The following is a 14522-nucleotide window of genomic DNA, read 5'->3' on the forward strand; positions in this document are numbered from 1 at the left end:
GCGACGCTCAACGCGTCAGCATGGAATCGGACGCCGCATTGCCCGTCTCCCCATGCGATCGCCCGAAATCCGCGGCGGCATCGTCCTGCCCCTGGGCGATGATCGACCGCCGGATCGCGCGGGTGCGGGTGAACAGGTCGAACAGCGTGTCGCCGTCGCCCCAGCGGATCGCCCGCTGCAGCATCGTCACGTCCTCGGTCAGCCGCTGCAGGATCTCCAGCACCGCCTCGCGATTGTTCAGGAACACGTCGCGCCACATGGTCGGGTCGGACGCAGCGATGCGGGTGAAGTCGCGGAAACCGCCGGCGGAAAACTTGATGACCTCGCTCTGCGTCACCTCTTCCAGGTCCGATGCGGTGCCGACGATCGAATAGGCGATCAGGTGCGGCACATGGCTGGTCACCGCCAGCACCAGGTCGTGGTGGCGCGGCGTCATGATCTCGACATTCGCGCCCAGCGCCTCCCAGAAGGCGCGTAGCCGCGCGACCGGCGCCGGATCGCTCGCCTCCTCGGGCGTCAGGATGCACCACCGTCCGCGGAACAGCGTCGCGAAGCCCGCTTCCGGCCCGCTATATTCGGTGCCTGCCACCGGATGACCCGGGACGATGACCGCGTCGGGCAGCACCCCGCGCAACGCCGCCAGCACACTCTCCTTCGACCCGCCGACATCGGTGATGACCACGTCCGCGGCCAGATCGTCCGCGATCCCACCGGCGGCGGCGGCCATCGCGCCGACCGGCACGCACAGCATCACCAGATCGGCGCCGCGCACCGCCTCGCCCGCCGTCTCGCAGATCGCGTCGGCCAGCCCGATCCGCGCCGCCGTTTCGCGTACGCCGGCATCGGCGTCGTGGCCGGTGATCCGCACCTCCGGCAGCGCCCGCCGCGTCGCCCGCGCGACCGAGGAGCCGATCAGCCCCAGCCCGATGATCGCGACGTGCCTGAACGCCATCAGCCGGCGCGCTCCGTCTCGGCGCGCAGCACCCCGGCCACCGCGCGCATGTCGTCCTCGGCGCCGATGGTGATGCGAAGGCCATGCGCCAGCCCCTGACCGGGCAGCCAGCGCGTCGCATAGCCTGCCGCCATCAGTGCGTGATACGCCGCCTCGGCAGTCAGCGCGCCCTCGAACAGCACCATCACGAAATTGGCCTTGCTCGGCACCGCACGCAGCCCGGCGTCGCGCATCGCGTCGATCTCGCCGACGAACCAGTCGCGCCAGCGCAGATTGTGCGCCCGGCTCGCGTCGATGAAGTCACCGGCGTCGAGCGCCGCGATCGCCGCGCGCTGCGCGCCGATGCCGAACGAGAAGGGCGCGCGGATGCGGTGCATCGCGTCGATGATCGCGGGCGAGGCGTAACCCCAGCCGATCCGCTCGGCAGCGAGACCGAAGATCTTGGAGAAGGTCCGCGTCACCAGCACGTTGCCCGCGGTCCGCGCCAGCTCCAGCGCGCCGTCGTCGTCCGCGGGCTCCAGATATTCGGTATAGGCCTGGTCGACCACCAGCAGCACATCGACCGGCAGGCCGGCGTGCAGCCGTGCAATCTCGGCATGCGGGGTATAGGTGCCGGTCGGATTGTTGGGATTGGCGACGAATACCAGCCGGGTCCGCTCGGTCACCGCCGCCAGGATCGCGTCGACGTCGGTGGCATAGTCGTGGTCGGCGACGACCACCGGGACCGCGCCCACCCGCCGCGTCGCGATGTCATAGACCGCGAAGCCGTAGCGGACATGGATGATCTCGTCGCCCACCCCGGCAAAGGCGCCGGCCGCCAGGTGCAGCACCTCGTCCGACCCGGTGCCATAGACGATCCGTTCCGCCTCGATCCCGTAATGCGCCGCCAGTTTTGCACGCAGCTGGGTCGCGGCGGCATCGGGATAGCGTTCCAGCTCGGTCGCGGCGCTGCGATAGGCCTCGCGCGCCGCCTCGGGCGTGCCGAGCGGGTTCTCGTTCGACGACAGCTTCACGACCTTGCGCCCGTCCTCCGCCGTCGCGCGGCCGGGAACATAGGGAGCGATCGCCGCGATCCATGGCTTGGGGGCAGGGAGGTGGGTCATCGTCCGCGCATAGCGGGGCCGGGTGTTCCGCAAAACCCCCCGTCGTGCCGGGTCCACTACGTACACCCCCACCTTGCCATCGCTGCGCCATCACCCTAGCGGGCGGGCATGGAAGACCAGCGCTTCGGGCTCTCGCGCCGCGTGACGCTGCCCGGGCCGCTCCGGCTCGACGGCGGGGCGATGCTGGCGCCGGTCGAGATCGCCTACGAAACCTATGGCACCCTCGCGCCGGACGGCGGCAATGCGATCCTGATCTGCCACGCGCTGACCGGCGACCAGCATGTCGCCTCGTTCCACCCGCGCACCGGCAAGCCCGGCTGGTGGACGCGGCTGGTCGGGCCGGACAAGCCGATCGATCCCGCCCGCGACTTCGTCGTCTGCGCGAATGTGCTGGGCAGCTGCATGGGCTCCTCCGGTCCGGCCAGCATCGATCCGTCTACCGGCCAGCCCTATGCGATGCGCTTTCCCGTCATCACCGTGCGCGACATGGTGCGCGCGCAGGCGATGCTGCTCGACCATCTCGGCGTCGCCACGCTGAAGGCGGTGGTCGGCGGATCGATGGGCGGGATGCAGGCGCTCAGCTGGCCGGCGACCTTTCCCGACCGGGTGCGCGCCTGCGTCGTCATCGCCTCGACCGCGCGCCATACCGCACAGAACATCGCCTTTCACGAAGTCGGCCGCCAAGCGATCATGGCCGACCCGAAATGGCGCGGCGGCGACTATTACGGGCATGACGACCCGCCCGCCGCCGGGCTGTCGGTGGCGCGGATGGCCGCGCACATCACCTATCTGTCCGAGGCGGGGCTGACCGAGAAGTTCGGCCGCAAGCTCCAGGCGCGCGAGGCCAAGGGCTTCGGCTTCGACGCCGATTTCCAGGTGGAAAGCTATCTGCGCCACCAGGGCCTCAGCTTCGTCGATCGGTTCGATGCCAATTCTTACCTCTATATCACCCGCGCGATGGATTATTTCGACCTGGCCGAGGAGCATGGCGGCCTGCTCGCCAACGCCTTTCGCCGGACGGACGCGCGCTTCTGCCTGGTCAGCTTCGATACCGACTGGCTCTATCCGACCATCGAGTCGCGCCACATCGTCCATGCCCTGAACGCCGCCGGCCGCGCGGCGACCTTCGTCGAGCTGTCGAGCCCTTATGGCCACGACGCCTTCCTGCTCGACGCGCCGGAGATGAACCGCGTGGTCGACGGCTTCCTGAAGGGTGGGCGATGACCGCGACGATTTCCGACGACCGGGCGCTGCTCGACTTCGACCGCATCCACCGCTGGCTGACCACCAGCTACTGGTCGCCCGGCATCGACCGCGCGACCGTGGAACGCGCGGCAGCCAATTCGCGCTGCGTCGGCGCCTATGCACCGGGCGGGCAGGTCGGCTTCGCGCGGCTCATCACCGATGGGGCGACCTTCGGCTGGCTTGCCGACGTAGTGGTGGACGAGGATGCGCGCGGGCAGGGGATCGGCCGGTCGATGGTCCGCCACCTGATCGAGGCGCCCGATCTGGCGGGGATCAGGCGGATCATGCTCAACACGCTCGACGCGCACGGCGTCTATGCCGCGCTCGGCTTCGCGGCGCCGATCCGGCCCGACTTCCTGATGGAGCGGCTCGGCCCCGGTGCCGCCGAGCGGCTGCGCGCCCTGTGAGTGTGGAGGCCGTGATCCTGCGCCCCGACCTCGCGATCATCGCCGACCATGTCGATCCCGGTGCGCGGGTGCTGGACGTCGGCTGCGGCGACGGCGCGCTGATGGCCGCTTTGCGCGACACGCGCGGGGTCGATGCGCGCGGGCTGGAAATCGATCCGGCGAATGTCGCGCGCGCGGTCGGTCGCGGGCTGCCGGTCATCCAGGGCGATGCCGACCTGGATCTTGCCGGCTATCCCGACGCCAGCTTCGACTATGCGATCCTCAGCCAGACGCTCCAGACCTGCCGCGCGCCCGACCAGGTGCTCGACGAGCTGCTGCGGATCGGTCGGCGCGCCTTCGTGTCCTTTCCGAACTTCGCCCATTGGCGCGTCCGCCTGTCGCTGCTGTGGGGCGGGCGGATGCCGGTGACCCGGCTGCTGCCCGAACAATGGTATGACACGCCCAATATCCATCACGTCACCATCGACGATTTTCGTGCCTTTCTCGCCGGCCGCGCCGTGCGGATCGAGGATGCGTGGTTCCTCTCGAAGGGCGGTGCACGGACGTCGACAGGAGCCAACCTGTTGGCAGAGCACGCCGTTTTTCTTTTGAAGCGATAATTTCGGAACAAGTGCGTGACAGCGATGTTAATCCACATCACTTCTAGGTTGCACCATGAGTAAGACCGCGCTGATCGTCGAGGACGAGATTTTCGTCGCATTGGACCTGGAACGGATCCTGATCGACGCGGGATATCATGTCGCGGCGATCGCCGCCGACGCCGAGAGCGCCCTGGCGGCCGCGCCGGAATGCGGCTTTGCCTTTGTCGACGTCAACCTGCGCGACGGCCCGACCGGGCCCACCATCGCCCGCCGGATCGCCGCCGAGCACGGCATCAAGGTGGTCTTCGTCACCGCCAACCCCGCCCAGATCGGCGATGGTGACGGCGCGCTCGGCTATATCCGCAAACCGTTCAGCGAGCGCGCGATCCTCGCCGCGGCAGCGATGGCGACCGCGGGCGACGCGCCGGCGAACGACGATGTCGTTCCATTCGCCGACCGTGCCGAGCCGGCGTAGAGCAAACCCTTCTCCGCTCGAAATGTCGCGCAGGTTTTAGCGGCGCACCCTTACCGCCGTCGCAGCGACGTCATCGGCACGGTCACGGTCAGCACCAATCCTTCCCGCCGCCAGTCGCGCTCCACGCTGCCGCCCAGCTGTCGGATCGCGGACATCTCGATCAGCTGACTACCGAACCCGCCAGTGCCCGCCGGCGTCGTAGCGATCAAGGGGCCACCCTGTTCGGACCAGCGAAGCACGACCTGCGGCTCCTCGCTCGCGATCGTCACCGTTACCGATCCGCCTTCCGCCGAGAGCGCGCCGTACTTGCTCGCATTGGTCGCCAGCTCATGGAACAGCAGCGCCAGGGGCGTTGCCGAGCGATCGTCGATCACCACATCGTCGCCCTTCACCAGCACGCGGCTCTCGCCGGCGGGCGCATAGGGCGCGAACAGGTCGGCGAGCAGCCCTTTCAGGCTGTCCTGCTGCGCGGTCGGCCGCGACTGTGCGCTGTGCGGACGGACGAAGTCGTGCGCGCGGCCCAGCGCCGTGATGCGCTGGCGCAGGTCGGTCGCGATCGGCGCGAACTCGGGCCGGGCACGCGCGGCGAACTGGATCAGCCCGGCGATCACCGCGAAGATGTTCTTGATCCGGTGCGACAATTCCTGGCTGATGATCTCGCGCTCTTCCAGCGCCAGCTTCTGCTCGTGAATGTCGGTGCAGGTGCCGAACCAGCGCGTGATCGCGCCGCCCGCGTCGCGCACCGGCAGCGCCCGGCCCAGCACCCAGCGATAAGTGCCGTCGAAATGCTTCAGGCGATACTCGATCTGGTACGGCTCGCCGGTGGTCAGGCTGTGGCGCCAGATCGTCCAGGCGCGCTCCTGATCGTCGGCGTGGAACATGTCGTTCCAGCCCTCACCGTCGGTCGTTCCCTGGGGTACGCCGGTGAATTCGTACCAGCGTGCGTTGTAATAGTCGTGGAAGCCGTCGGGCCGGGTCGACCAGACCATCTGCGGCATCGTGTCGGCCAGGGTGCGGAAGCGCAGGTCGCTCTCTTCCAGCGCGCGGCGCGACTGCGCCTCGCTCGCGTCCTGCTCGCGCGCGGTTCGCCGCCCTTCCAGCCGCGCCATCGCTCCGCGTGCGAGTACCTCCAGCCCCTGCCACTGCAGCGGCGTCAGCCCGGCGCGCGGTACCGTGTCGAGGACGCACAGCGTGCCGAGGATCGCTCCATCGTCACCGCGCAGGGGCGCGCCGGCATAGAAGCGGACGAACGGCTCCGCCGTGACCAGCGGGTTGTCGACGAAGCGGGCATCCAGATGCGTGTCGGGCACCTCGATCGGTCCGCCAGCGGCGATCGCATGGATGCAGAACGAAATATCGGCCGGCGTTCCGTCCAGCCCGATGCCGGTGCGCGCCAGGAAATGCTGGTACTCCGCCTCGATCAGCGTGACGAGCGCGACCGGCGCGTCGCATAGCGCCGCCGCGAAGTGCGTCAGGTCGTCGAGCGCACCCGACGCGGCCACGCCATGCGCGTCGTAGATCGACATCACACGCGCTCCGTCGCCGGAGCAGAGCAGGGGGTCCGGGCTCAACCGCCGACCTTAGAACGGCACGTCGTCGTCGAGATCGTCGGCGAAGCCGCCACCGCTGCTGCTGCCCCCGCCATAGCCGCCGCCGCCACGGCTGCCGCCGCCCGACGAACCGCCGCGACCGCCGCCGAAGTCGTTGCCGCCGCCGCCGCTGCCCCAGTCGTCACCGCCGCGACCACCGCCGCCGCCGCCCTGGCTCCCACCGCCGCCATTCGGTCCGTCGAGCATCGTCAGCACGCTGTTGAAGCCCTGCAACACGATCTCGGTCGAATATTTATCCTGGCCCTGCTGATCCTGCCACTTCCGCGTCTGCAGCTGGCCCTCGATATAGACCTTTGATCCCTTGCGCAGGAATCGCTCGGCGACGTTCGCCAGCCCCTCGTTGAAGATCGCGACCGAGTGCCACTCGGTTTTCTCCTTGCGCTCGCCGGAGTTGCGGTCCTTCCACGACTCGGAGGTGGCGATGCGCAGGTTCACCACCTTGCCGCCGTTCTGGAATGTCCGGCTTTCGGGATCGCGTCCCAGATTGCCGACCAGAATCACCTTGTTGACGCTGCCCGCCATGTACTGCCCCGAAATCTAGAGGCCGACGGCGACCGCCAGCCAGTATGTGATGCCGGCCATGATGTAGGCCGCTGCGAACAAATAGCCAACCATGAACGCCGGCCATCGCCAGCCGTTCGTCTCGCGCCGGGTCACGGCGATGGTGGATATGCACTGCGGCGCGAACACGAACCACATCAGGAACGCGAGCGCGGTCGGCAGGCTCCATCGGTTGCGCAGATTCTCGGTGATCGCCTTCTGTCCGCCCTCCGCCTCGGGATCGTCGATGGCATAGACGGTGCCGATCGCCGCCACGGCAACCTCGCGCGCGGCCATCGCCGGGATCAGCGCCAGCGCGATGTCGCGGTTGAAGCCGATCGGCCGCACCACGGTCTCCAGCCCGCCGGCAATCCGCCCCGCCACCGAGTAATCGACCGGCGAGATGCCGCTGCCGGCCGGTGGCTTGGGGAAGGAAAGGAGCGCCCACAGCACGACCGTGGTCAGCGCGATGATCGTGCCGGCACGCTTCAGGAAGATCACCGTCCGCGTCCACAGCCCCAGCGCCACATCGCGCCACAGCGGCAGCTGATATTTCGGCATCTCCATCATGAAACCCGACGACGCGCCCTTGGTCACCGTTCGCCTGAGCAGCAGCGCGGCGACGAAGGCGCCCAGGATGCCCATGACGTAGAGGCCGAGCAGCACCAGCCCCTGCAAGCCGATCCAGCCGCCGATCGTCCGGTCGGGGATGAAGGCACCGATGATGATCGTGTAGACCGGCAGCCGCGCCGAGCAGGTCATCAGCGGCGCGATCAGGATGGTGGTCAGCCGGTCCTTCTCGTCGTCGATCGTCCGCGTCGCCATGATGCCGGGCACCGCGCAGGCGAAGCTCGACAGCAGTGGGATGAAGGCGCGGCCCGACAGGCCGACCCGCGCCATCATCCGGTCCATCAGGAAGGCGGCGCGGACCATGTATCCGGTCGCCTCCAGCACCAGGATGAACAGGAACAGGATCAGGATCTGCGGCAGGAACACGATCACCGCGCCGACGCCGGCGATCAGCCCGTCGGTGATGAGCGAGCGCAGCACCCCGTCGGGCATCAGCCCGGCCACGCCTGCCTCCAGCAGCTTGAAACCGTCCTCGATCCAGCCGATCGGCGCCTCCGACCAGGCGAACACCGCCTGGAACATGACGAACAGCAGCGCCAGGAGCAGGAGCGGCCCGAATACCGGATGCAGCGCGACGCTGTCGAGCATGTGACCCCAGCGCCGCCCCGGCGTTTCCGCCACGACGGCGGCGTGCGCGATGGTGCGGGCGCGGCGCTGCAGCGTCACGATATCCTCGACCACGCCGTCGGACGGGGGCAGGTGGCGCACCGCGCTGCCCCCGACGATGCCGGTCAGTGCGGCGCGCAGATCGTCCAGTCCACGCCGCCGCACGGCGACCGTGGGGATCACCGGAACGCCCAGCTCACGCTCCAGCACTGCGGCGTCGAGGGTCAGTCCGTCGCGCTCGGCGAGGTCGATCATATTGAGCGCGACCACGACCGGCAGGCCCAGTGCCAGCAGCTGGAGTGCGAAACGCAGGTGGTTGTCGAGGTTGGCGGCGTCGACGACGATGACGATCGCGTCGGGCAACCGCTCATACCCACCGCGCCCGGTGACGACGTCGCACGTCACCCGCTCGTCGGCGGAGGCCGGGTCCAGGCTGTAGGTTCCGGGCAGGTCGACCAACTCGACCGGCCGCCCGTCGTCGAGCGCGAGGCGGCCCGAGTGCCGCTCGACCGTGACGCCGGGATAATTGCCGACCTTCTGCCGCGCGCCGGTCAGCGCGTTGAACAGCGCGCTCTTGCCGGCATTGGGATTGCCGACGAGCGCGACCAGGGGCGCGGGGGTCACGTCAGCTGCGGACGGAGACGCTGATCGCGGCAGCCACAGTCCGACGCAGCGCCACCGTCATCCGGCCGATCCTGCAGGCGATCGGGCCGCTGCCCAGCCGCGCGCGGTGCAGTACCTCGACGCCGACACCCTCGTCGAACCCCAGCTCCCGCAGCCGCCGCGCCTCTGGCACGGCGAGCCGGTCCCAGTCGATCGACGCGACCGTCGCGCGCTGGTGCCGGGGAAAAGTGACGAGGCTGTCGATCATGGTCGCCATGGCTGCCAGATAAGCGGCCTGCGAACGATTATCAATTGCTTTGATTCATCTTCGCCCAAGGAGGGGCGAGTCACACCGCCGGATAGCGCAACCGCCCGACGAAGCGCGACAGGCTCGGCCGATGTTCGGTGCGGCGCAGGAAACCCGCCTTGGCCTTCTCGAACCGCATGATCCCGTCGATCCGCCGGCTGAGGAAGGCGCGGGTGTCGGCCAATCCCTCGCTGCCGTCATCCAGGAACACCGCGACGGTCGATCCATATACCGCCAGCAGCATCGCCCGCTTGGTATAATGGTTATAGTCGGTCGCCGTGTCGCCCGCCGCGCGCCACATCCGGTCGACGCTGCGCCAGCCGAGTCGCGCCGCGGTGGCGACGTTCTGCGGCATCGCCAGGATCGCCAGCGCGCGGCGCAGCGCCTCACGCTCGGGTGCCAGCGCGATCAGCCGCGACTCGACCAGCGCGGTGATCCGCTCGCGGATCTTCATCGCCTTCAGCCGCTCGGGCGGCAGGTCGGCGGCCATCGCTTGGTCAACCGCGTCGAACCACGCGTCGATCATCGCCACCGGCCCGCCTGCAAAGGCGAGGCGGGCGATGTCGGTGTCCACCCCCTGCACCTCGGCGGCGAGGTCGCGTGCCGCGTCGCCCCAGCCGTCGAAGGCGGCGTTGGTGGCGATCGCCGGGGCGAGCATCAGCCGGATCTCGTCCAGTGTCGGATCGGGCGTCGGATCGGTGCGAACGGTCAGGTCGGTCATCGCGGCTCCTCCGCCGTCACATGCGCATCCGTGGCCGCCGGCGCAACCCGCGGCGCGCGGCGCACCAGCACCAGCGCGACCGCGACCATCACCACCCCGACCAGGTCGGGCGCGCCCAGCCGCTCGCCATAGGCGATCCAGCCGATCGCGGCAGCGACGATCGGCTGGATCAGCAGCGCGATGCCGATGACCAGCGGCGACAGCTTGCCCAGCGCATAGATCATGCAGCCCTGGCCGATCACCTGGCTGACCAGCGCCATGCCGATCAGCGGCGCCCAGTTCCCCGGCCACACCCGCTCGCCCAGCGCGGTCGCGAACAGCAGCAGCGGCACGATGCTGGCGACCGTCGACACCGCCAGCGCGGATAGCGGCGCCATCCGGTCGCGCACCCGGGCCATCAGCACGAAATAGACGGTGTAGAGCAGCCCCGCGCCCAGCGAGAGCATGTCGCCGACCAGATTGCGCGGATCGAGCTGGTACGACCGCCCGAGCAGCAGCGTCGCGCCCGCCGCCGCTAGCCCCAGCGCCAGTCCCTGCGTCCGGCTCGGCCAGCTGCGCGCGATCACGAAGCCATAGATGGGGAAGATCAGCGTCGCGCAATTGCCGAACAGCGTCGCATTGGCGAGCGTCGTGCGCAGGATACCCAGATGCCAGGTGCCGAGATCGGCGGCAAAGGCGACGCCCGCCAATGCCAGCATTCCCCAGAGCATCGACGGCAGCCGCTGCGGCCGTCCCCCGCCGGCCAGCGCCAGCGCGATCAGCAGGGGCGCCGCCAGGGTAATCCGCCAGAAGGCCGAGGCGACCGGACCGGTATCCGCCACCCGCACGAACCAGCCGCCGCATGCCAGCGCGACGTTGGCGACGACGACGGCGAGGAACGCCAGTCGCGTGCCGCTGCCGCTCATACTTGGCCCTGCACCAGAAAATCTTGGGGGCGCGTCGTCGTGCATGGCGCCCCTTAGCGCCCTATCTCCCGCCCCGACAGGTCGGAGATGCCGGCCGTTCACAGGAGTTTCCATGCCCAGCCTCTTCGATCCCATCACGCTCGGCGCGACGCTCGCACCCAATCGCATCCTGATGGCGCCGCTGACCCGCGGCCGTGCGGACCGCCGCGCCGTGCCGACGCCGATCATGGCGGAGTATTACGCGCAGCGCGCCAGTGCCGGGCTCATCATTTCCGAGGCGACCGGCATCAGTCGCGGCGGGCTGGGCTGGCCGTTCGCGCCCGGCCTGTGGTCGGACGAGCAGGCAGAGGCATGGCGGCCGGTGACCGACGCGGTCCACGCCGCCGGCGGCCGCATCGTCGCCCAGCTGTGGCACATGGGCCGGCAGGGCCATTCCTCGGTCTATGAGGCGCAGCCGGTATCGTCCTCGGCGACGCGGACCAACGGGCAGGCGCACACCTATAGTGGCAAGCAGGACTTCGAGGTCGCCCGGCCGCTGTCGACCGACGAAATCCCGGCGCTGCTGGACGATTATGCCAACGCCACCCGCAACGCGCTCGCCGCCGGGTTCGACGGGGTGCAGATCCACGCCGCCAATGGCTATCTGATCGACCAGTTCCTGCGCGACAACGCCAATTTCCGCGACGACCGCTATGGCGGCGCGCCCGAGAACCGCATTCGCCTGCTGCGCGAAGTGGCCGAGCGGGTGGCGAGCGTCGCCGGCGCCGATCGCACCAGCGTGCGCCTGTCGCCCAACGGCGACTCGCAGGGCGTGAACGACAGCGATCCCGCGTCGGTCTTCCTGCCCGCGGCCAAGGCGCTGTCCGACCTCGGCATCGCCTTCCTCGAGCTGCGCGAGCCCGGCCCGGACGGCACCTTCGGCAAGACCGACGTGCCGCGGCTCAGCCCGCAGATCCGCGATGTCTTCACCCCGCCGCTGGTGCTGAACTCGGACTATGACACGGTGGAGGCGGCGCAGGCCAAGCTCGACGACGGCACCGCCGACGCGATCAGCTTCGGCCGCACCTTCCTCGCCAATCCCGATCTGCCGGAGCGGCTGCGCACCGGCGCCGCGCTGAACCAGAGCGACATGCGGACCTGGTACAGCCAGGGACCCGAGGGTTACATCGACTATCCCGCGCTGGAGACCGAGGCGGCCTGATCCAGCCCAGTTCCCCGGCGGAGGCCGGGGCCCAGTTGGGAAGGTCTGCGCGACAGGGCATGACGTTTCTCAACTGGACCCCGGCCTTCGCCGGGGAACAGCGATCAGCCGCTGCTCACCCGAATCGCGCCCGCAGCGCCAGCATCGCGAGTGCCGCCTTGGCTGCCTCGCCGCCCTTATCCTTCTCGTCCGGCCGCGCGCGGGTCAGCGCCTGCGCCTCGTTCTCGGTCGTCAGGATACCGTTGCCGATCGCCAGCCCATCCATGGTCAGCGCCATGATCCCGCGCGCGCTCTCGCCGGCGACGATCTCGAAGTGATAGGTCTCGCCGCGGATCACCACGCCCAGCGCGACGAACGCGTCATACGCCTCCGCGGCCAAGGCGATCGCGCCGGGCACCTCCAGCGCGCCGGGCACGGTGACCGTCTCGTGCGTGTGTCCCGCCGCCTCGATCGCCGCACGCGCGCCGGCCAGCAGCAGGTCGTTCAGATGGTCGTAGAAGCGCGCCTCGACGATCAATATGTTCGCCATCAGATTCCCTCGATGCGGCGCTCGCCGACGATCGACAGGCCATAGCCGTCGAGGCCGACCAGCGTGTGGTGGGTGTTGGTGAGCAGCACCATGTCGTGCACGCCCAGTTCGGCCAGGATCATCGCGCCGACGCCATAGTCGCGCAGCTCCTCCATCGGCACCTCGACTCGCTCGCCCGCCTGCGCGCGTACCGCGCTGGTGAAGGCGTCGGCGCGCTGGCGGTTGATGAGGACGATGACGCCCGACCCCTCAGCCGCGATCATCTCCATCGACCGTTGCAGGATGCGGCCGCGCGGAGAGTCCTCGGCGAACACGTCGGCGAAGGGCGACAGCGCGTGCATCCGCACCAGTACCGGCTGCGACACGTCGAGCCGCCCCTTGACCAGCGCGACCTGCTCGGTGCCGGTCGCGGTGTTGCGATAGGCACGTACCGACCATTCACCGCCCCAGCGGCTGGTGAAGACCGACTGCGATTCGAGTCGCACCAGATGGTCGTGGCGGCGGCGATAGGCGATCAGGTCGCGGATCGTGCCGATCTTGAGGCCATGCAGCTGCGCGAAGGCGACTAGGTCGTTCAGCCGGGCCATCGTCCCGTCCTCGTTCATCACCTCGCAGATCACGCCCGCGGGGTTCAGGCCCGCCAGCCGCGACACGTCGACGGCCGCCTCGGTGTGGCCGGCGCGCACCAGCACGCCGCCGTCCTTGGCGATCAGCGGAAAGACATGGCCCGGGGTGACGATATCGGCGCGCGACTTGGTCGAGTCGATCGCCACCGCCACCGTCCGCGCGCGGTCGGCGGCGGAAATACCGGTCGTCACGCCCTCGCGCGCCTCGATCGAGACGGTGAAGGCGGTCTCGTGACGGGTGCCGTTGTTGCGGCTCATCAGGTCCAGGCCCAGTTCGTCGACCCGCGCCTTGGCCAGCGCCAGGCAGATCAGCCCGCGGCCGTGGCGCGCCATGAAGTTGATCTTCTCGGGCGTCGCCATCTGCGCGGGGATGACCAGGTCGCCTTCATTCTCGCGATCCTCGTCGTCGACCAGCAGGAACATGCGGCCGTTGCGCGCCTCGTCGATGATCTCTTCGGGCGTCGACAGGAACGCGTGGCGCAGGCGGGACACCTCAGCGGGGGACACCTTAGCGGGAATGGGCACGATGTTGCTCCATGCGTTGCAGATAGCGGGCGAGGACGTCGATCTCGATGTTGACGGTGTCGCCCTGGGTCAGGGCGCCCAGCGTCGTCGCACCTTGCGTGTGGGGGATGACGTTGACGCTCATATGCGTCACGTCCCCACGATCCTCGACCGTGTTGACGGTTAGCGAGACGCCGTCGACCGTCACCGATCCCTTCGGCGCGACGAAGGGGGCGAGGTCGGCGGGCAGGGCGAAGCCGATCCGCTTCGAATCGCCCTCCGGCGACACGCCCAGCACGGCGGCGACGCCGTCGACATGGCCGGTGACGATATGCCCGCCCAGCTCGTCGCCCAGCTTCAGCGCGCGCTCCAGGTTGAGTGCGCGGCCCGCCTGCCACTGGTCGGCGGTGCGGCGGACCGTCTCGGCGGACACATCGACCGCGAACCAGCCCGACCCCTTCTCGACCACGGTCAGGCACACGCCCGAGCAGGCGATCGACGCGCCCAGGTCGACGGTGCCCGTGTCATAGGCGGTGGCGATCGTCACCCGCGCGTCGCCGCGGTGCTCGACGCTGCGGATGGTGCCTATATCGCTGACGATGCCGGTGAACATGGCGCACGCTCGTAGACTTCCAGTCGGTCGCTGCCAAGCTGACGCGCATCGACCGCCCGCCACCGCCCGTGCGCGTCGCCGAGCCGGGCAAGGCCGATGTCCCCCAGCGCCGCCACGCCGCCCCCGATCAGGATCGGCGCGCGGTAGAGGAGCAGCCGGTCGACCAGATCGGCGGCAAGGAACGCGGCGGCGGTTTGCGCGCCCCCCTCGACGAGGAGATGGTCGCCGGGGAGTTCGGCAATGGCGGTGGGCGAGGGCAGGATGATCCAGTCGCCCACTTCCCTGTTCCCCGGCCTCCGCCGGTGAACAGTATGTGGTCGCCGTACTCAACACGACACGCTGCGGCGACCGGTCTTCCAGCCCC

General features: G+C 69.3%; 16 protein-coding genes and 1 pseudogene. 5 read left to right on the forward strand and 12 right to left on the reverse strand.

All coding sequences use genetic code 11. The annotated features are described in order from the left end of the window. Window positions 1-7: 7 nt before the first annotated feature. Together Q5H91_RS11550 and hisC are read right to left on the reverse strand one after the other, a co-directional pair. A complete protein-coding gene (locus Q5H91_RS11550) occupies window positions 8-952 on the reverse strand; it encodes a prephenate/arogenate dehydrogenase family protein (RefSeq protein WP_370655257.1) in 945 nt (314 codons plus the stop codon). Beyond that, a complete protein-coding gene (hisC, locus tag Q5H91_RS11555) occupies window positions 952-2055 on the reverse strand; it encodes a histidinol-phosphate transaminase (protein ID WP_305173557.1) in 1104 nt (367 codons plus the stop codon). Before hisC ends, Q5H91_RS11550 begins: the two co-directional genes overlap by 1 nt. Before the next feature lie 108 nt (window positions 2056-2163). Between hisC and metX the strand changes: the two genes are divergently transcribed. The 4 genes from metX to Q5H91_RS11575 are packed head-to-tail and all read left to right on the forward strand — an operon-like array spanning window position 2164 to window position 4763. Then, on the forward strand, window positions 2164-3279 hold the full coding sequence (gene metX, locus Q5H91_RS11560) for a homoserine O-acetyltransferase MetX (RefSeq protein ID WP_305173558.1): 1116 nt from the start codon (window positions 2164-2166) through the stop codon (window positions 3277-3279). Then, complete coding sequence (locus tag Q5H91_RS11565) at window positions 3276-3707, forward strand: GNAT family N-acetyltransferase (protein ID WP_305173559.1); 432 nt, start codon at window positions 3276-3278, stop codon at window positions 3705-3707. Before metX ends, Q5H91_RS11565 begins: the two co-directional genes overlap by 4 nt. 11 nt (window positions 3708-3718) lie before the next feature. Next, window positions 3719-4306, forward strand: a complete 588-nt coding sequence (metW, locus tag Q5H91_RS11570; protein ID WP_305173560.1) for a methionine biosynthesis protein MetW — start codon at window positions 3719-3721, stop codon at window positions 4304-4306. A 55-nt stretch (window positions 4307-4361) separates the two neighbouring features. Beyond that, complete coding sequence (locus Q5H91_RS11575) at window positions 4362-4763, forward strand: response regulator (RefSeq protein WP_305173561.1); 402 nt, start codon at window positions 4362-4364, stop codon at window positions 4761-4763. A gap of 50 nt (window positions 4764-4813) precedes the next feature. Here Q5H91_RS11575 and Q5H91_RS11580 read toward each other — a convergent pair whose 3' ends face one another. The 6 genes from Q5H91_RS11580 to Q5H91_RS11605 all read right to left on the reverse strand — a co-directional run bounded on the left by Q5H91_RS11580 (window position 4814) and on the right by Q5H91_RS11605 (window position 10685). Then, a complete protein-coding gene (locus tag Q5H91_RS11580) occupies window positions 4814-6289 on the reverse strand; it encodes a sensor histidine kinase (protein ID WP_305173562.1) in 1476 nt (491 codons plus the stop codon). 54 nt (window positions 6290-6343) lie between these two features. Next, window positions 6344-6895, reverse strand: a complete 552-nt coding sequence (gene ssb / locus Q5H91_RS11585; RefSeq protein WP_305173563.1) for a single-stranded DNA-binding protein — start codon at window positions 6893-6895, stop codon at window positions 6344-6346. A 15-nt stretch (window positions 6896-6910) separates the two neighbouring features. Further along, the gene (gene feoB / locus Q5H91_RS11590; RefSeq protein WP_305173564.1) at window positions 6911-8773 is read right to left on the reverse strand and encodes a ferrous iron transporter B; all 1863 of its coding nucleotides are present in this window, start codon (window positions 8771-8773) and stop codon (window positions 6911-6913) included. 1 nt (window position 8774) lies between these two features. Continuing rightward, window positions 8775-9029 carry a FeoA family protein gene (locus Q5H91_RS11595; protein ID WP_305173565.1) on the reverse strand — a complete coding sequence of 85 codons (255 nt, stop codon included), beginning with the start codon at window positions 9027-9029 and terminating at the stop codon, window positions 8775-8777. 70 nt (window positions 9030-9099) lie between these two features. Beyond that, the gene (locus Q5H91_RS11600) at window positions 9100-9780 is read right to left on the reverse strand and encodes a COQ9 family protein (RefSeq protein WP_305173566.1); all 681 of its coding nucleotides are present in this window, start codon (window positions 9778-9780) and stop codon (window positions 9100-9102) included. Next, window positions 9777-10685: a DMT family transporter gene (locus Q5H91_RS11605; RefSeq protein WP_305173567.1), complete on the reverse strand. Its 909-nt coding sequence runs from the start codon at window positions 10683-10685 to the stop codon at window positions 9777-9779. The genes Q5H91_RS11600 and Q5H91_RS11605 overlap by 4 nt, the downstream gene beginning before the upstream one ends. 112 nt (window positions 10686-10797) lie before the next feature. Here Q5H91_RS11605 and Q5H91_RS11610 point away from each other — a divergent pair, with 112 nt between their 5' ends. Beyond that, on the forward strand, window positions 10798-11886 hold the full coding sequence (locus Q5H91_RS11610) for an alkene reductase (protein WP_305173568.1): 1089 nt from the start codon (window positions 10798-10800) through the stop codon (window positions 11884-11886). Window positions 11887-12001: 115 nt separating this feature from the next. On the opposite strand, the gene ribH is transcribed toward Q5H91_RS11610, so the two are convergent. The 4 genes and pseudogenes from ribH to Q5H91_RS11630 form a co-directional block, all read right to left on the reverse strand. Then, window positions 12002-12415, reverse strand: a complete 414-nt coding sequence (ribH, locus tag Q5H91_RS11615) for a 6,7-dimethyl-8-ribityllumazine synthase (RefSeq protein ID WP_305173569.1) — start codon at window positions 12413-12415, stop codon at window positions 12002-12004. Continuing rightward, on the reverse strand, window positions 12415-13566 hold the full coding sequence (gene ribB / locus Q5H91_RS11620) for a 3,4-dihydroxy-2-butanone-4-phosphate synthase (RefSeq protein ID WP_370655258.1): 1152 nt from the start codon (window positions 13564-13566) through the stop codon (window positions 12415-12417). Before ribB ends, ribH begins: the two co-directional genes overlap by 1 nt. Next, window positions 13550-14158, reverse strand: coding sequence for a riboflavin synthase (locus Q5H91_RS11625; RefSeq protein WP_305173570.1), 609 nt, complete (start codon window positions 14156-14158; stop codon window positions 13550-13552). Before Q5H91_RS11625 ends, ribB begins: the two co-directional genes overlap by 17 nt. Next, window positions 14131-14409, reverse strand: a pseudogene (locus Q5H91_RS11630) (dihydrofolate reductase family protein); the annotation flags it as partial. The pseudogene Q5H91_RS11630 and the gene Q5H91_RS11625, both read right to left, overlap by 28 nt. Window positions 14410-14522 lie beyond the last annotated feature (113 nt).

The sequence above is a fragment of the Sphingomonas aurea genome, assembly GCF_030678875.1.
GTDB classification, from domain to species: Bacteria; Pseudomonadota; Alphaproteobacteria; order Sphingomonadales; family Sphingomonadaceae; genus Sphingomonas; species Sphingomonas aurea.